This is a genomic window from Pseudomonas sp. LBUM1663 (genome assembly GCF_059695905.1).
Genome location: NZ_CP166792.1, coordinates 1973851 through 1989188, shown reverse-complemented (window position 1 = coordinate 1989188; position 15338 = coordinate 1973851). Strand labels below are relative to the sequence as shown.

At 59.6% G+C, this 15338-nt stretch carries 18 protein-coding genes; 7 read left to right on the top strand and 11 right to left on the bottom strand.

The window, feature by feature from the left end; all coding sequences use genetic code 11:
* Positions 1 to 199: 199 nt before the first annotated feature.
* The 5 genes from speE to ACA075_RS08975 form a co-directional block, all read right to left on the bottom strand.
* Positions 200 to 1075: a polyamine aminopropyltransferase gene (gene speE, locus ACA075_RS08995; RefSeq protein WP_094471407.1), complete on the bottom strand. Its 876-nt coding sequence runs from the start codon at positions 1073 to 1075 to the stop codon at positions 200 to 202.
* 248 nt (positions 1076 to 1323) lie between these two features.
* On the bottom strand, positions 1324 to 1515 hold the full coding sequence (locus tag ACA075_RS08990; protein WP_010456621.1) for a PLDc N-terminal domain-containing protein: 192 nt from the start codon (positions 1513 to 1515) through the stop codon (positions 1324 to 1326).
* Between the two features lie 64 nt (positions 1516 to 1579).
* Positions 1580 to 2110, bottom strand: coding sequence for a hypothetical protein (locus tag ACA075_RS08985; protein WP_497298155.1), 531 nt, complete (start codon positions 2108 to 2110; stop codon positions 1580 to 1582).
* A 244-nt stretch (positions 2111 to 2354) separates the two neighbouring features.
* Positions 2355 to 2873 (bottom strand): ankyrin repeat domain-containing protein, encoded by a 519-nt coding sequence (locus ACA075_RS08980; protein ID WP_497298154.1) that lies wholly within the window; start codon positions 2871 to 2873, stop codon positions 2355 to 2357.
* A 96-nt stretch (positions 2874 to 2969) separates the two neighbouring features.
* On the bottom strand, positions 2970 to 4796 hold the full coding sequence (locus ACA075_RS08975) for a long-chain-acyl-CoA synthetase (protein ID WP_497298153.1): 1827 nt from the start codon (positions 4794 to 4796) through the stop codon (positions 2970 to 2972).
* A gap of 344 nt (positions 4797 to 5140) precedes the next feature.
* Here ACA075_RS08975 and ACA075_RS08970 point away from each other — a divergent pair, with 344 nt between their 5' ends.
* On the top strand, positions 5141 to 5419 hold the full coding sequence (locus ACA075_RS08970; RefSeq protein ID WP_010456630.1) for a DUF3509 domain-containing protein: 279 nt from the start codon (positions 5141 to 5143) through the stop codon (positions 5417 to 5419).
* 142 nt (positions 5420 to 5561) lie between these two features.
* Here the strand turns inward: ACA075_RS08970 and mtnC are convergent, their stop codons facing one another.
* From mtnC to aroC, 5 genes are read right to left on the bottom strand one after another with little or no spacing between them, the layout of a single operon-like run.
* On the bottom strand, positions 5562 to 6245 hold the full coding sequence (mtnC, locus tag ACA075_RS08965; protein ID WP_497298152.1) for an acireductone synthase: 684 nt from the start codon (positions 6243 to 6245) through the stop codon (positions 5562 to 5564).
* A gap of 4 nt (positions 6246 to 6249) precedes the next feature.
* Entirely contained in the window at positions 6250 to 6795 is a 546-nt protein-coding gene (locus ACA075_RS08960) for a 1,2-dihydroxy-3-keto-5-methylthiopentene dioxygenase (protein WP_259150911.1), read from the bottom strand.
* 48 nt (positions 6796 to 6843) lie between these two features.
* A complete protein-coding gene (locus ACA075_RS08955; protein WP_497298151.1) occupies positions 6844 to 7470 on the bottom strand; it encodes a methylthioribulose 1-phosphate dehydratase in 627 nt (208 codons plus the stop codon).
* The gene (locus ACA075_RS08950) at positions 7467 to 8612 is read right to left on the bottom strand and encodes an MFS transporter (RefSeq protein WP_497298149.1); all 1146 of its coding nucleotides are present in this window, start codon (positions 8610 to 8612) and stop codon (positions 7467 to 7469) included. Before ACA075_RS08950 ends, ACA075_RS08955 begins: the two co-directional genes overlap by 4 nt.
* Positions 8613 to 8646: 34 nt before the next feature.
* Entirely contained in the window at positions 8647 to 9738 is a 1092-nt protein-coding gene (gene aroC / locus ACA075_RS08945; protein WP_497298147.1) for a chorismate synthase, read from the bottom strand.
* A 129-nt stretch (positions 9739 to 9867) separates the two neighbouring features.
* Between aroC and ACA075_RS08940 the strand changes: the two genes are divergently transcribed.
* Both ACA075_RS08940 and ACA075_RS08935 read left to right on the top strand, forming a co-directional pair.
* On the top strand, positions 9868 to 10821 hold the full coding sequence (locus ACA075_RS08940; protein WP_497298145.1) for an alpha/beta hydrolase: 954 nt from the start codon (positions 9868 to 9870) through the stop codon (positions 10819 to 10821).
* Positions 10822 to 10920: 99 nt separating this feature from the next.
* Positions 10921 to 11712 carry a hypothetical protein gene (locus tag ACA075_RS08935; RefSeq protein ID WP_497298144.1) on the top strand — a complete coding sequence of 264 codons (792 nt, stop codon included), beginning with the start codon at positions 10921 to 10923 and terminating at the stop codon, positions 11710 to 11712.
* 160 nt (positions 11713 to 11872) lie between these two features.
* Here ACA075_RS08935 and prmB read toward each other — a convergent pair whose 3' ends face one another.
* Positions 11873 to 12781 carry a 50S ribosomal protein L3 N(5)-glutamine methyltransferase gene (gene prmB, locus ACA075_RS08930; RefSeq protein ID WP_497298143.1) on the bottom strand — a complete coding sequence of 303 codons (909 nt, stop codon included), beginning with the start codon at positions 12779 to 12781 and terminating at the stop codon, positions 11873 to 11875.
* 238 nt (positions 12782 to 13019) lie between these two features.
* On the opposite strand from prmB, the gene ACA075_RS08925 reads away from it, so the two are divergent.
* The 4 genes from ACA075_RS08925 (at position 13020) to folE (ending at position 15329) form a co-directional block, all read left to right on the top strand.
* The gene (locus ACA075_RS08925; RefSeq protein WP_497298141.1) at positions 13020 to 13610 is read left to right on the top strand and encodes a cysteine hydrolase family protein; all 591 of its coding nucleotides are present in this window, start codon (positions 13020 to 13022) and stop codon (positions 13608 to 13610) included.
* A 130-nt stretch (positions 13611 to 13740) separates the two neighbouring features.
* On the top strand, positions 13741 to 14061 hold the full coding sequence (locus ACA075_RS08920) for a hypothetical protein (protein ID WP_010456650.1): 321 nt from the start codon (positions 13741 to 13743) through the stop codon (positions 14059 to 14061).
* 87 nt (positions 14062 to 14148) lie between these two features.
* Positions 14149 to 14706, top strand: a complete 558-nt coding sequence (locus ACA075_RS08915; RefSeq protein ID WP_497298140.1) for a Smr/MutS family protein — start codon at positions 14149 to 14151, stop codon at positions 14704 to 14706.
* A 77-nt stretch (positions 14707 to 14783) separates the two neighbouring features.
* Positions 14784 to 15329: a GTP cyclohydrolase I FolE gene (gene folE, locus ACA075_RS08910; protein ID WP_003204506.1), complete on the top strand. Its 546-nt coding sequence runs from the start codon at positions 14784 to 14786 to the stop codon at positions 15327 to 15329.
* Positions 15330 to 15338: the final 9 nt, after the last annotated feature.

Sequence of the window (15338 nt, the reverse complement as noted above, 5' to 3'; positions counted from 1 at the left end):
GGCTTACAACCATCTGGACTTTTGGCCTGAGTGATCGTTCAAACGGATTACCGCATGCAGGTATGAAAAAAATACAGGATCCTTTAGGTGCGAAGCTTGCTCGCGAAAGCGGTGCATCAGTCAACGTGTGTATTGCCTGATGCACCGCTTTCGCGAACAAGCTTCGCTCCTACAAGGGGGTTATGCGCACATCTTCAGTTTAGTCGTTGCTTGGCTTGTTCACCGCTTGCAGCACGTATTGCGGCAAGGCGAAGGCGCCGATGTGGATTTCCGGGTTGTAATAGCGGGTGATGATGCCGCTGCCGGCGAAACGCTGTTGCAGGGTTTCGCGGGACAACTTGCGATAGGCGGTGTTGGTCGCGCCCCAGGCAAAGGTCATGGCGCCGCCGATGTAGGTCGGCACTGCGGCCTGATAGAAGTGCCAGTCCGGGAATAGGCTGCGCAGGCGGCCAGCGGTGGTTTTGACTTCTTCGATCTGCATGAACGGCGTGCCGTTCTGGGTGACCAGGATGCCGCCTTCGTTCAGGCAGCGACGGCAGGCCTGGTAGAAGTTTTCGGAGAACAGCACTTCACCCGGACCGATCGGGTCGGTGGAGTCGGAAATGATCACGTCGAATTTTTCGGTGGTGGTGGCGACGAAACGCATGCCGTCGTCGATCACCAGGTTCAGGCGTGGATCATCGAACGCACCCTTGGAGTGGTTCGGGAGGAATTCCTTGCACATGTCGACCACGGTGCCGTCAATCTCGACCATGGTGATGTGCTCGATGCTGCGGTGCTTGGCCACTTCACGCAGCATGCCGCCGTCGCCACCACCGATGATCAACACGCGCTTGGCGGTGCCGTGCGCCAGGATCGGCACGTGGGTGAGCATCTCGTGATAGATGAATTCGTCGGCCTCGGTGGTCTGGATCACGCCGTCCAGCGCCATGACCCGGCCCATGCGCGGGTTTTCGAAAATCACCAGGTGCTGGTGTTCGGTGCGCACTTCGTGCAGCAGTTTTTCCATGCGAAAACGCTGGCCGTAGCCTTCGTAGAGGGTTTCCAGGTATTCGCTGGTGGTGATGTTGCTCATGGGAAGTGCTCCGATGAATGCGGTGGCAACGGACGGTTACCCGCCCATGATGGCCAATCGATCGACTCGATTAACCGGGAAAGGCGCGCATTCTACGTTGCGGAAGATGACAGGTCGAACCTTCTGACACCCACATGCCTGTAGGAGCGAGACTTGCCCGCGAAGAACGATAACTCGGGCTTTTTGTTAAGCCGTGTAATCGTTCTTCGAGGGTAAGCCTCGCTCCTACAGCGGGGGCGGTGTTGGGGTCAGATCCGCACATTGCCCCGTGGCCCGGCGATGGCCCAGATGATCAGGCCCAGGACCGGCAGCAGCAGGATCAGCAGCACCCAGATGATTTTCATCCCTGTGTCGGCGCCACTTTTGAGCACGTTGATGATGGCCCAGATGTCCAGGACAAGAATAATCAGGCCAATCAGGCCATTGAACGTGGAACCCATGGTGTCGCTCCCTAAGAGTGGTGTGCACTCTTAGGATAGCCGGGCCTTGCGAGGGTTCCGTTTTTTAAACGTGGACCGCGATTTTCAGGGCTTCGAGCGATGGCGCGGCGGTGATACCCACTTGTGCGCACAACTCGAGTACGCGCGGTACGTCGTTGCCGTAGACCAATACCACTTGCAGTTCGTCGTCGAGCAACTGGCTGAAGTTCATCAGCGTGTAACCGCCGTTTTCCTTGTTCATGCTGCCCATCTGCACCTGAATGCGGTTGAGCGCGGTCAGGGCTTCGGTCTTGGCCAGTTGCTTGGGTTTGATGTTGAAATCAACACTGGGGCCGAACGAGGCGACGATCTGGGCGAACAGGTCGACGTAGGTGTCGGCCTGGAACAGCACGGTTTCCGGCAGGCTGCCGACCACAACCCACTCGCCCAGTGGAATCGGGAAGGAGTCGTCGTAGTTGATATCCGGATTGGCCGTCAGAAAAGCCTCGGGATCGGCGTAGGCCTGAGCCGCTTCGTCAGCGACGTTCAGGATTGCCTCTTCGCTCATGCACCCGGAGCTGATTTTAGTGATGAGTTCGACGAGTGCGGCTTTCATGGGGCGGATCCTGTAGCGAGTGAATTTTGGGGGCGCGAAGGATAGCGCATTCGGAGAGAGTTACCGAGCAGACCAAAACTGTGTGGCGAGGGAGCTTGCTCCCGCTCGGCTGCGAAGCAGTCGTAATCCCGGTGTTTGTGGTCTATCTGAACCTCTGCGGTGACTGGTTTTGGGGCTGCTTCGCAGCCCAGCGGGAGCAAGCTCCCTCGCCACAGAAGCCTCTCACCACAAGGACCGTGTACGATCAGGCCAGCAGTTTTTGCAGCTGCGCGGTGGTGTCGACAGCGCCCAGGGTTTTCGCGGCGTCCAGCGCGGTGACGCCATTGGCATCCTTGGCTTTCGGATCGGCGCCTTTGCTGATCAGGTAATCGACGATTTCAACGCGGTTGAACATCGCGGCCATCATCAGCGCTGTGCGGCCGTCGAAGGACGAGCCTTCCACTTGTGCGCCACCCTCGACCAACGCCTTGACCACCGCCAGGTCGCCCTTGAACGCGGCGCCGGCAATCGGGCTTTGGCCATTATCGTTGCGGATTTCCGGGTCGGCCTTGTGTTCCAGCAACACTTTTACCGTCTCCACATGGCCGTGGTAGGCAGCGAGCATCAGCAAGGTGTCGCCCTTGTGGTTACGCAGGTTCGGCGGCAGGCCTTTGGTCAGCAGCGCAGCCATCATGGCCGCATCGCCCTCGCGCGCCTTGTTGAATACCTGTTCGGCAAATTCAGCGGCTTCTTCGGGGGTCATCTGGCGGCTTTGGTCTGACATGGGGGACTCCACTGTCTGTCATTCGGAAAGCCGACAGTTTCCCGAGCAGCCCCGAGGCTGTCACTTCTTTTTTCTCAAGAACTGCCATAGCCACATTCAATAGCGGTACTTGCCGTCGCGAATATCCGCCAGGACCTGGTCGGTGACTTGCACGTAAGTCTGGGTGCCGGGCAGCCAGGCGTAGATCGGGTCATCGCCGGTTTTGCCGGGGTCGAAGGCTTCGTCCTTGAGCCGGGTCTTCTGGTATTTGAAGGTCCCGGTGGTTTCCATTTTCACTTTTACCCGCAGGAAAAGCGGCACCGCATACGCGGGCATTTGCTGGCGGGCAAACGCCAGCAACTCGCTGAAGTCCAGGGTCGCCAAAGATTCGGCTGGCGTGATCGCGGCCATGCCGGCACGCCCGTTGGTGTTTTGAATTTCGACGCCATACGCCACGGCTTCAGAAATATTCGGGTGTTGTAGCAGGATGTTCTCGACCTCTGTGGTCGAGACGTTCTCCCCCTTCCAGCGGTAGGTGTCCCCCAACCGATCAACAAACTGTGCATGGCCAAAACCGATGTTGCGCAACAGATCGCCGGTATTGAAGTAACGGTCGCCCCGGGTGAACACGTCGTGGAGCACGACTTTTTCAGTCTTCTGCGGATCGGTGTAACCGTCCAGCGGCGCCTTGTCATCGATTCTCGCCAACAACAAGCCCTGCTCGCCTTTGGCGACTTTGCGCATGAGGCCTTTGGCGTCACGAATCGGCAGGCCGCTGTCGTGGTCGTAGGCCACCAGCTCCCAGGCCATCAGGGAAAAACCGATGGTGTTGTCGAAGTTGAGAATGTTGGTGAACCCGATATTGCCGTCGCTCGCGGCGTACAACTCGCAGATGTGCTCTACCGCAAAGCGCGTCTTGAACTCGCGCCAGGCGCCGGGACGCAGGCCATTGCCGATCATTTTGGTCACGCGGTGTTTGCTGTCGTCGGCCATGGGCGGTTGATCCACCAGGTAGCGGCATAATTCGCCGACGTAACCAAGGGTGGTCGCCTGGTATTTGCGCACGTCGTTCCAGAACTGGCTCGCGCTGAACTTGCGGCGGATGGCAAATCCTGCGGCGCCGCTGATCGCCGAACCCCAACACACGCAGAGTCCGGTGGCGTGATACAGCGGCAAGGTGCAATAGACGACATCCTCGGGCTGCATATTCAGGGCGATCTGGCCGAAGCTCGCCGAGCTGCGCATCCAGCGACCGTGTTTGAACACGCCCGCCTTGGGCAACCCGGTGGTGCCTGAGGTGTAGATATAGAAGCAAGGATCGTCGAAGAAAACCTGCTGGGCGCTGGCCGGATTCTCACTGGACGCCTGGGCACAGGCGCTCATCAGGTTGATGAAACCGTCGGGCGCATGGCCGGGATGCCGGTGAGTGTCTTGATCTGCGACGAACCAGGTGCGCATCGGCTCGATCGCTACCCGTTCGCGGACTGCACTGAAAGCCGGGGCCAGTTCTTCGCCAACAATGATCGCCGCAGGCGCCACGAGGTTCAGGCTGTGCGCCAGGGTGTCGCGGGTTTGCGAGGTATTGAGCAAGGCACTGATCGCACCGACCTTGGCCACTGCCAGAATCGTCACCAGCAGTTCGGGACGGTTCTCGAGAAAAACCGCCACCACGTCACCCTTTTGGATGCCTTGGGCAATCAGATGATGGGCGATGCGATTCGACCACTGGTTGACCTGTGCATAACTCAGCGCAACGTCGCCTTGCAGCAACGCCGGGCCGTCGGGATTGCGCAAGGTCGCTTGCTCGAACGTCCAGCCGAGGCCACACGGTTGGGTCGGGTCCTTGACGTTGGCAACCTTCATGCCCTTCACCACGCGAGGAATGGCTTTGGCAATGGAAGGCAGCTTGCGGAGCATCATGCCCCAGGTAATCGTGTCGCTCATGATTGCTCCCGTTCGATCTTTTTATTGTCGGGCGGCGGTCTATGAGTCCGAAAATACGTCAGCGGTTCTTGAGCTGTACACGCGGTTTTTGAAATGTTTTGTATCCGCGCCCCTAGTGTTCGAGATCGGGAACCTCAGCGCGGGTGATTGGTTCCATCGAATCATGGCCGACCACGCAAAATGCAGGATGCACGATGGCCATTCATGCAGATTGCACGAAAGCAAAAATCCACCAAAAATATAAGCTATTGATTTATAACGATTTTAAAAATATCAGGTGCTGGCACAATCACTGCAACTACCTCTCCATGCTTGCCAATCAAGTGCTAACGGAGCTGATAGACATGAGCCTGATCCAAGAAAAATTTACCTCCCTGTTCTCCAACTTCGAAGTGAACACCCAGCCGCGTCCGGACGGTGGCATTCTGCTGACCCTGCGCAGCACCGAAGGCAAAGTGTTCAAGCGTTCGATTTCGTACCAGCAATTGCATGCCGGCGATCAGTTGTCGTGGGTAATCAGTGCGATTCGTCGTGACCTGGCCGAACAGGCCAGCGAACTGCCGCAGATTTCCATGCTGCAAAGCCAGCAGCGGTTTGCCCTGCCGACCTATCACTCGGCGTGAACCCTGCGGTTGTGTCAATAAACGCGCTGTAAACAAACAGGCCGTGAAAGCTTTCGCTTCACGGCCTGTTTAGTTTCTGAGCCTGCATCGAACCCTTGTAGGAGCGAAGCTTGCTCGCTCCGATAGGTAAGGCGTTTCGACGTTAAAAGGTGGAGGGATCAATCCGCGCAAAACTGTCGACGGTCACATGCCCCGCCAGCTCCCCGCCTTCTCGGGCCAGCCCGCAGGTGGCCATGCCGGCCATGCGCGCCGCGTCCAATTCCTCGACGATGTCTGACAGAAACACAATCTGCGCCGCCTCCACTCCGATGGCCTGGGTGATGCGCTCGTAAGATTGCGCTTCACGCTTGGGCCCCGACGTGGTGTCGAAGTAACCGCTGAACAGGGGCGACAAATCACCCGCCTCCGAGCAGCCGAAGATCAGCTTTTGTGCCTGGATCGAGCCCGAGGAATACACAAACAGTTTGAAACCGTCCTGATGCCAGCGCTTGAGCGCTTCAACGGCGTCCGGGTAAACGTGGCCTTTCAACTGCCCGGCTTGATAACCCTGCTCCCAGACCATGCCTTGCAATGCTTTCAGCGGCGTGGCCTTGCGGTCTTCGGCAATCCAGCCCAGCAGGATTTCGATCACCCGCTCGACGTCGGCGCCCGGTTCCTTGCTGTCGCGGCGCACGGCGGCCAGTTGCTCGGCCACCTCCGCGCGCTCGGCGTGCTGGCGAACAAAGTCCGGCAGGTGTTTGGCGGCATACGGAAACAGCACGTCGAACACAAAACTCACCGCGCTGGTGGTGCCTTCGATGTCGGTGAGAATCGCTTTGATCGGCATCGACTCAGTCCTCAAGACGCGGGAAGCGGCTGGCGATGTCTTCGCCGGTGAAGTTGGCAACCCAGCCTTCAGGGTTGTTGAACAGACGGATCGCGACGAAGTGCGGATGCTCGCCCATGTCGAACCAGTGTGGCGTGCCGGCCGGTACTGAGATCAGGTCGTTCTTCTCGCACAGCACGGCGTAGACGTAATCGTCGATGTGCAGGGTGAACAGCCCACGGCCGGCGACGAAAAATCGTACTTCGTCTTCGCCATGGCGGTGTTCGTCGAGAAATTTGGCGCGCAGTTCGGCTTTTTGCGGGTGATCGCTGTTCAGGCTGATCACGTCGACGGTAACGTAACCGCGCTCGGTCATCAGCTTGTCGATCTGTTCCTGGTACGCCGCGATCACTTCTTCCTGGCTGGCGCCCGGCTGGATTTTCGCCGTGGCTTGCCAGCGGTCGAAACGCACGCCCTGCTCGGCCAGGGTCGAGGCGATGTCTTCGAAATGGGTCAGCACCTTGTTCGGAATATCAGGGCTTGAGACGTGGTAAACGGACAGGCTGCTCATCAGGGCAACTCCTTAACGGTTCATGCGTTGCGGTTCATGCGTGACGCTTCAGCTTTTATGGTTCAAGAGTGAGCGCATCTTCAACTCGCATTCGAACAAAAATTCAAATGCTTCGATCTGCCGCAGTGCGTCGCTCATGCGCGCGCCCCAGGTGTAGAGACCATGGCCGCGAATCAGGTAGCCGACGCAATCGGGATGGGCTTCAAGCCAAGGCTGCACCTTGGCGGCGAGACGCGCGATGTCCTGGTCGTTGTCGAAAATCGGCACGCGCACCCGGGACTCGTGGGTCGAGACGCCGCTGAAGGCTTTTTGCAGTTCGTAATCTTCGAACTCGATGAAATCCTGCGGCGTCAGGCGCGACAGCACCGTGGCGTTCACCGAATGGGTGTGCAGCACCGCGCCGATCTCCGGGCGCCAGCTGTAAAGCTGGGTGTGCAGCAGGGTTTCGGCGGACGGTTTTTTGCCAGGTTCCAGGCTATTGCCCGACAGGTCGGTGGCCAGCACATCATCCACACCCAACTGGCCTTTGTGCTTGCCGGACACGGTCAGCAGCGCTTCGGTCGGCGACAGGCGGGTCGAGTAGTTGCTGCTGGTGGCCGGCGACCAGCCGCGGCCATACAGAAAACGCCCGGCGTCGATGATTTCCTGGGCGAGGTGTTCACGGGTAAGGCTCATGGCCTGTCCTCTTGCATGCGTGTGGCAATGATAACGGCAGCGGCGAAGGCTGCGAGACTGGCAATACTAAAGGTGAACGTGGCCCCGAGGGCATTCCAGCTGTAGCCGGAATACAACGCGCCCAATGCGCCGCCGGTGCCGGCGAGCGCGGCGTAAAGCGCCTGGCCCTGACCTTGCTGACGTGCACCGAAGCTACGTTGCACGAACTGGATGGCAGCGGCGTGAAAGCTGCCGAATGTTGCAGCGTGCAGCACCTGGGCAAACAGCAGCACCCAAAGGAATTCGGCCAGCGAGCCCAGCAGCAACCAGCGCACGGCCGCCAGCAGGAAACTCACCAGCAGCACCCGACGCACTGAGAAGCGCGCGAGGATCTTGATCATGGCCAGGAACATCAGGACTTCGGCGACCACGCCGACCGCCCAGAGCATGCCGATCACGCCCCGGCTGTAACCGAGCCGTTCAAGGTGCAGGGTCAAAAAGGTGTAATACGGCCCGTGGCTCACCTGCATCAGCGCGACGCAGCCGTAAAATGACAACACGCCGGGATTGCGCAATTGCCTGAGAAACCCATCTCCGGCAATTCGCTCGCCCTGAACCGGTTGCGCGTTGGGCACCCACAGGCTGCTGATGACAATGCCGGCCATGATTAGCACCAGCGCCACCGGATAGATGTCGAGGCTCAGCCATTCGAACATCCGGCCAAGCGCGACCACGGTGATGATGAAACCGATGGAGCCCCAGAGGCGAATCTGACTGTAGCGCGACGTCTGCCCTTTCAAGTGCGCCAGGGTGATGACTTCGAACTGAGGCAACACTGCGTGCCAGAAGAACGCATGCAACGCCATGACCATCGCCAGCCAGGCGTAGGTCTTGCTGACAAAAATCAGCGAAAACGTCAGCAGCGTGCAGACGGCGCCGAAGCGCACGATGGCCAGGCGCCGGCCGGTGTAATCACCGAGCCAGCCCCAGATGTTCGGCGCCACGCAACGCATCAGCATCGGGATCGCCACCAGTTCGCCGATGCGCGCGCTGGAAAAGCCCAAGTGATCGAAGTACAGCGCCAAGAATGGCGCTGTTGATCCGAGCAAGGCGAAATAGAACAGGTAGAAACTGGAAAGCCGCCAGTACGGGAGCGCCGCCATAGTCCTCAGACCAAAGCGGCTGTGAGGTCAGCCATTAAAGCTGACCCAGCACCGGCGTGCTCACGCGCACGTCGGCATTCTGCCCGCGATGACGCAACAGGTGATCCATCAGCACGATGGCCATCATCGCTTCGGCGATCGGCGTGGCGCGGATGCCGACGCATGGGTCGTGACGGCCCTTGGTGATGACATCCACCGGGTTGCCATGAATGTCGATCGAGCGGCCTGGCGTGGTGATGCTCGAGGTCGGCTTGAGCGCCAGGTGCGCAACGATCGGCTGACCGGACGAGATGCCGCCCAAAATGCCGCCCGCGTTGTTGCTGAGGAAGCCTTCCGGGGTCATTTCGTCGCGGTGTTCAGTGCCGCGCTGGGCGACGCTGGCGAAACCGGCGCCGATTTCCACGCCTTTCACGGCGTTGATGCTCATCAGCGCATGGGCCAGTTCGGCGTCGAGGCGGTCGAAGATCGGCTCGCCGAGGCCTGGCATCACGCCCTCGGCGACGACGGTGATCTTCGCGCCGACCGAATCCTGGTCGCGGCGCAACTGGTCCATGTAGGCTTCCAGCTCCGGCACCTTGTCCGGGTCAGGGCAGAAGAACGCGTTATCTTCCACCGAATCCCAGGTCTTGAACGGGATGTCGATCGGGCCGAGCTGGCTCATGTAGCCGCGAATAACGATCCCCAGGGTGGCCAGGTATTTCTTCGCAATCGCCCCGGCGGCCACGCGCATGGCGGTTTCACGGGCCGAGCTGCGTCCGCCACCGCGGTAATCGCGTTCGCCGTATTTGTGGTGATAGGTGTAGTCGGCGTGGGCCGGGCGGAACAGGTCCTTGATCGCCGAGTAGTCCTTGGACTTCTGGTCGGTGTTGCGGATCAACAGGCCGATGGCGCAACCGGTGGTGCGACCTTCGAACACGCCGGAGAGGATTTCGACTTCGTCGGCTTCCTGGCGCTGCGTGGTGTGGCGGCTGGTGCCGGGTTTGCGGCGATCCAGATCGCGCTGCAGATCCTCAAGGGAAATCTCCAGCCCCGGCGGGCAGCCGTCGACAATGGCGACCAACGCCGGACCATGGCTTTCGCCCGCGGTGGTGACAGTGAACAGCTTGCCGTAGGTATTGCCGGACATGCAGGACGCTCCGTGAAATGAACCTGAATACGTAATGCGCGCCAGTATACGCAGGCTACCCAAGTAGTTCATCCTCGAACCTTATGGGTGCCCGCGAGTCCAACCGGCACCTTTGTGAATGATGGCGTGATGATGCTGCGAGTTCTAGCCTTGAGCCTTACCCTGTTTACCGGCTTTGCCCAGGCCACTGTCCTGCAACGTCCGATCACTTTGGATACCGGCACCGGAGAGCTTTTCGGCTCGCTGTTGTTGCCTAAATCCGAGACCCCGGTGCCGGTTGTCCTGATCATTTCCGGCTCCGGTCCTACGGATCGTGACGGCAACAACCCGGACGGCGGACGTAACGACAGCCTCAAGCGGCTGGCCTGGGTGCTGGCCAAACACAACATCGCCAGCGTGCGTTACGACAAGCGCGGCGTGGCGGCGAGCCTCGCGGCGACGCCGGACGAGCGCAATCTGTCGGTGGAAGCCTATGTGGCCGATGCCGAGGCCTGGGGTCGCAAACTCAAAACCGATCCGCGCTTTGGCCAGCTGATTCTGCTGGGCCACAGCGAAGGCGCCTTGATCGCCAGTCTTGCGGCGCCCAGCGTCGATGCCGCCGCCGTCATCTCGATGTCTGGCAGCGCCCGGCCGATCGACCAGGTGTTACGTCAGCAATTGAGCAATCGCCTGCCACCGCCGTTGATGCTGCGCAGCAATGAACTGCTCGACAGCCTCAAGGCCGGCCACACCGACGACAACGTGCCACCGCAATTGCAGGTGATTTTCCGCCCGAGCGTGCAGCCGTATCTGATTTCGCTGTTCCGCCAGGACCCGGCGGCGGCGTTCGCCAAACTGAAAATGCCGGCGTTGATCATCCAGGGCAGCAACGACATCCAAGTCGGCGTCGGTGACGCCAGGATGCTCAAGGCGGCCAAACCGGACGCTGAACTTGCGCTGATCGAAGGCATGAACCACGTCATGCGCATCGTGCCCAACGATGTAAAACGGCAAATGGCCTCTTACAAGGACCCGCAATTGCCGTTGGCCGCCGAACTCGGCGCACGAATCCTCGGGTTTATTGACGGACTTCGCACCAGTTAGCCACTACTCACCCTCCAGTCCTGAAAAAAACGGCCGATAAGCCTTTGTCGCCAGCGCTATGACTGACGACAAGCAGAGCTTGGACAGGATCTCGCCGTTATGACTGATACCCAGACTTCACCCGACAAGACCGCTGAAAAAGACGCACCGCCAGCGGTCGAGCTGCCGTGGGCGGACGTTCAAGTCGAGCACCACAAAATGCTCCGTCTGGCACCGCTGCAAACCGACCGCAATACCGGTGGGCGGCCATTGCGCTTCGTCGAATTCGGTTACGCCGACCGCCACAGCAAGGACCACAGCCTGATGCGCATGAGCATCAAGCTGCCCGGCCAGCGCGTGCGCAAAGAGCAGAATCATCTGGACGTGTGGGTCGATCACACCGCCAAGCGTGTGCATTTCGAGCCAGAAAGCGGCTTGCAGATTGAACCGATGAACCGTGGCATCGGCCGGTTCATGGCCGCGCAAGGGATTACCTGGGCGAACAAGCGTTGGCCCGGCTACACCGTCGACGGCACGGATCTGAACAATAAAGATGCGTTGAACGAAGACACGCGCCTGCGCCGAGATCACTTCCTGAAGTCGCATGGGTTTGAGGTGGTCTACGCCGACGCCCAGCATCTGAAAGGCAGCGTCAAAGAAGTTCGGGTCGAAGATCTGGTGGGTGACTGGAACAGCGAAAAGCTGCAAGTTGTGGAAATTCTCGAAGCCGCGCAGATGCTTCAACAGGCCGAGCAGAATCTGGCCGAGCAGGAAGTGAAGCTGAAGAAGCACGAAGAGAAGGTCAGCAAGTACAAGCGTGAAGACGCCGGGCTGCGCTTTACCATTACGTGCCTGGTGGCATTTGCGGTGTTTCAGGCGGGGTTGTTGATCTGGATTGCTACGCACCGGTAATCGGTGTCGAAACCAACGGTGGCGAGGGAGCTTGCTCCCGCTCGAGCGCGAAGCGGTCGCCAGACAGGCGACCGCAGTTGATCTGCAATTAATTGGTATCTGGTTTCAGGGCCGCTTCGCAGCCCAGCGGGAGCAAGCTCCCTCGCCACAATGATTGGGGTCAGACGCGGGACGCGAACAAGGCCTGATGATCGCGGCACTGCTCCGCGCTCAACATGAACACACCATGCCCGCCGCGCTCGAAATCGAGCCAGGCGAAGTCGACTTCCGGGTACAGCGCCTCGACGTGAACCTGGCTGTTGCCCACTTCAACTATCAGCAAGCCCTTCTCGGTCAAATGATCCGCTGCTTCAGCGAGCATCCGTCGCACCAGGTTCAGACCATCATCACCGCAGGCCAGGCCCAGTTCAGGTTCATGCTGATATTCGTCCGGCATGTCGGCGAAATCTTCCGCGTCAACGTAAGGCGGATTCGACACGATCAGGTCGAAACGCTGACCCGGCAAGCCGTCAAACCCATCACCCTGAACGGTGTACACCCGCTCATCAACACCATGGCGCTCGATGTTCTGGTTGGCCACTTCCAGCGCTTCGAACGACAGATCGGCCAGCACCACTTCGGCGTTCTGGAATTCGTAGGCGCAGGCGATGCCGATGCAACCGGAACCGGTGCACAGGTCGAGAATCCGCGCAGGCTCGGCGCCCAACCAAGGCTCGAAATGTTTTTCGATCAGCTCGCCAATCGGTGAACGCGGGATCAGCACGCGCTCGTCGACGATGAACGACATGCCGCAAAACCACGCTTCGCCCAGCAGGTAAGCGGTCGGAATGCGTTCTTCGATACGGCGTTTGAGCAGGCGTTGCAGGTTGACCAACTCGTCCTCTTCCAGATTGCAGTCGAGGTAGCTGTCGGCGATTTCCCACGGCAAGTGCAAGGCACCCAACACCAGTTGACGGGCTTCGTCCCAAGCGTTGTCGGTCCCATGGCCGAAAAACAGATCCTCCCCATGGAAGCGGCTGACGGCCCAACGGATATGGTCACGCAGGGTACGAAGGCGGGAAGTGATCACGGGGGCAAACTCCAGAAAAAACGACTGGCGATTCTAACAGCCAAAACGCGCCACGACGACGCGGGAAAACAGCGGATCAGATGTAGGACATATCCATTTTTGCTGTTGGCTATTGAACAAAACCTGCATCTTGACAAGGCTGCACGCCAGCAACGACGGCGCCTACGATAGTAGCGATTCACAGAACCGCTCAGCCAGAGGACAATGTCGCAAAAGCCCCACTCCAAGGAGCCCCAGAATGTCCGTTCCAAAAACGATGTTTCAACTCAGCGGCCGCGGTTACGCAGCAGCCAATCTGGGTCATGCGACCCTTGTCATCATCGATGCCCAGAAAGAATACCTCAGCGGCCCGCTGGCCCTGAGCGGCATGGATGCTGCCGTCGCGAACATCAAGCAACTGGTCGCCGCTGCCCGTGCAGCCGGTCGTCCGATCGTGCATGTGCGCCATCTCGGCACCGTCGGCGGGCTGTTCGATCCACAGGGCGAACGCGGTGAGTTCATCCCGGGCCTGGAGCCACAGACGGACGAAACCATTATCGGCAAACTGCTGCCGAGCGCGTTTCACGGCACAGAATTGCTGGAACGCTTGCAGAACCTGGGCTCCCTGGACCTGATCGTATGCGGCTTCATGAGTCACTCCAGCGTCAGCACCACCGTGCGCGCGGCGAAGAACCTGGGCTTTCGCTGCACCCTGGTAGAAGACGCCTGCGCGACTCGCGATTTGCCCTACAAGGGTGGCGTACTGACGGCCGAGCACGTTCAACAGACTGAAATGGCGATCATGGCGGACAACTTCGCCACCCTCGCCCTCACTCACGAACTGATCTGATCGGCCGCGAAGAGCGGTCAATACCGCCGCTCATCCGCAAAAGCCTCTCATTTGCTGCAATTGACTTAGCCTCAGGAACAACCCGGACAACTCCCGGTCGAAGGGCCGATACCCATTGAGGAAGGTCGGAATGAAGTTATCCGATGGTTTTGATGCACGCCGCTTGCGGCCCAAGGGCCAACGCAACTGGCGTTTTCGATTCGGCGCAGCCTTTGCTGCCTTGCTGGCGACCTGCGGTGTGTTGCTGGCAATGGCCGGCGCCGCCAGCCTGCTCGGCCGTCCCCCGGCCCTGGGCGAGTTGAACGCCAGCCCGCTGGGTTCGGCGATCATTCTGGCGGTTGGCCTGTTCGTGCTCTATATCGGTGTGTGGCTGTGGCGTCGCTGCCGTCGCCGCTCGCGCCAGTCGCGAGAGCTGAACATGTCCCCGCACCTGATGAAAAAACACGATTGAATCGAAGGCCCGACTTTTTGGCGGGCCTCAATTGTTATGGATAGCGCCTCGACTTGGGTAAACTGGCCGCCCTTCGCGGAGGCTGACATGCAAGACGACGATTTTTCCCTGTTCAAAAGTGCGATCCAAGGCGTCAAGCCGATCAAGCACGATCGCGCCGACACCGGCAAACCCAAAGCCGACCGCGCGCAAATCGCCAAGTTGCGCCAAGCCGCGACCGTTCGCACCGATGCCACCACCGTTGATGGTCTTTCCGATCAGTTCGTGATCGATGTCGGCCCGGAAGACGAGTTGATGTGGGCCCGTGACGGCGTTCAGGAAAGCCAGATACGCAAGCTCAAGGTCGGACAGATTCCGTTCGAAGGCAGCCTCGACCTGCATGGCATGACAGTGGAGAAAGCCCGGGAGACCCTCTGGGCGTTCCTGGCCGAAGCGACCAAATTCGAAATCCGCTGTGTACGCGTCACCCATGGCAAGGCTGTGCGCCTGGACGGCAAGCGGCCGATGATCAAAAGCCATGTCAACACGTGGTTGCGTCAGCATTCCCAGGTGCTCGGCTTCACCTCGTGCCAACCGAAACACGGCGGCGCCGGAGCGGTTTATGTGATGCTCAAACGGACCATGATGGAAGGGCGTGACGAGTAAAGCTGTCGCTTCACGCTTGCAGCGCCGTGTTTGCCACCGTACCCTTGCCCTTTGCGAAAATCCCCACAGGTAGTTTCATGTCCCTGGAACAGAATTACACCGCGATTCTCGGCCAATTGGGCGAGGACGTTTCCCGCGAGGGCCTGCTCGACACGCCAAAGCGTGCCGCCAAAGCCATGCAGTACCTTTGCCGCGGCTATGAACAGACACTGGAAGAAGTCACCAACGGTGCCTTGTTCAGCTCCGACAACAGCGAAATGGTGCTGGTCAAGGACATCGAGCTCTACTCGTTGTGCGAACACCACCTGCTGCCGTTCATCGGCAAGGCTCACGTCGCCTACATCCCGAGCGGCAAAGTGTTGGGCCTGTCGAAAGTCGCGCGGATCGTCGATATGTACGCCCGCCGTCTGCAGATCCAGGAAAACCTCAGCCGCCAGATCGCCGATGCGGTCCAGCAAGTCACCGGCGCCCTGGGCGTTGCGGTGGTGATCGAGGCCAAGCACATGTGCATGATGATGCGCGGTGTGGAGAAGCAGAATTCGTCGATGATCACGTCGGTGATGCTGGGTGAGTTCCGCGAAAACGCCGCGACACGCAGCGAGTTTCTCAGCTTGATCAAGTAATTGGTTACA

Bases quoted from the DNA above. Each gene is read 5' to 3' on its own strand.
- folE (WP_003204506.1), top strand. From the start codon at position 14,784: ATGTCCCTGGAACAGAATTACACCGCGATTCTCGGCCAATTGGGCGAG.
- ACA075_RS08990 (WP_010456621.1), bottom strand. From the start codon at position 1,515: ATGGGTTCCACGTTCAATGGCCTGATTGGCCTGATTATTCTTGTCCTG.
- ACA075_RS08975 (WP_497298153.1), bottom strand. From the start codon at position 4,796: ATGAGCGACACGATTACCTGGGGCATGATGCTCCGCAAGCTGCCTTCC.
- ACA075_RS08955 (WP_497298151.1), bottom strand. From the start codon at position 7,470: ATGAGCCTTACCCGTGAACACCTCGCCCAGGAAATCATCGACGCCGGG.
- ACA075_RS08970 (WP_010456630.1), top strand. From the start codon at position 5,141: ATGAGCCTGATCCAAGAAAAATTTACCTCCCTGTTCTCCAACTTCGAA.
- ACA075_RS08925 (WP_497298141.1), top strand. From the start codon at position 13,020: ATGTCCGTTCCAAAAACGATGTTTCAACTCAGCGGCCGCGGTTACGCA.
- ACA075_RS08980 (WP_497298154.1), bottom strand. From the start codon at position 2,873: ATGTCAGACCAAAGCCGCCAGATGACCCCCGAAGAAGCCGCTGAATTT.
- mtnC (WP_497298152.1), bottom strand. From the start codon at position 6,245: ATGCCGATCAAAGCGATTCTCACCGACATCGAAGGCACCACCAGCGCG.
- aroC (WP_497298147.1), bottom strand. From the start codon at position 9,738: ATGTCCGGCAATACCTACGGCAAGCTGTTCACTGTCACCACCGCGGGC.
- ACA075_RS08940 (WP_497298145.1), top strand. From the start codon at position 9,868: ATGATGCTGCGAGTTCTAGCCTTGAGCCTTACCCTGTTTACCGGCTTT.
- ACA075_RS08950 (WP_497298149.1), bottom strand. From the start codon at position 8,612: ATGGCGGCGCTCCCGTACTGGCGGCTTTCCAGTTTCTACCTGTTCTAT.
- ACA075_RS08915 (WP_497298140.1), top strand. From the start codon at position 14,149: ATGCAAGACGACGATTTTTCCCTGTTCAAAAGTGCGATCCAAGGCGTC.
- ACA075_RS08985 (WP_497298155.1), bottom strand. From the start codon at position 2,110: ATGAAAGCCGCACTCGTCGAACTCATCACTAAAATCAGCTCCGGGTGC.
- ACA075_RS08935 (WP_497298144.1), top strand. From the start codon at position 10,921: ATGACTGATACCCAGACTTCACCCGACAAGACCGCTGAAAAAGACGCA.
- speE (WP_094471407.1), bottom strand. From the start codon at position 1,075: ATGAGCAACATCACCACCAGCGAATACCTGGAAACCCTCTACGAAGGC.
- ACA075_RS08920 (WP_010456650.1), top strand. From the start codon at position 13,741: ATGAAGTTATCCGATGGTTTTGATGCACGCCGCTTGCGGCCCAAGGGC.
- ACA075_RS08960 (WP_259150911.1), bottom strand. From the start codon at position 6,795: ATGAGCAGCCTGTCCGTTTACCACGTCTCAAGCCCTGATATTCCGAAC.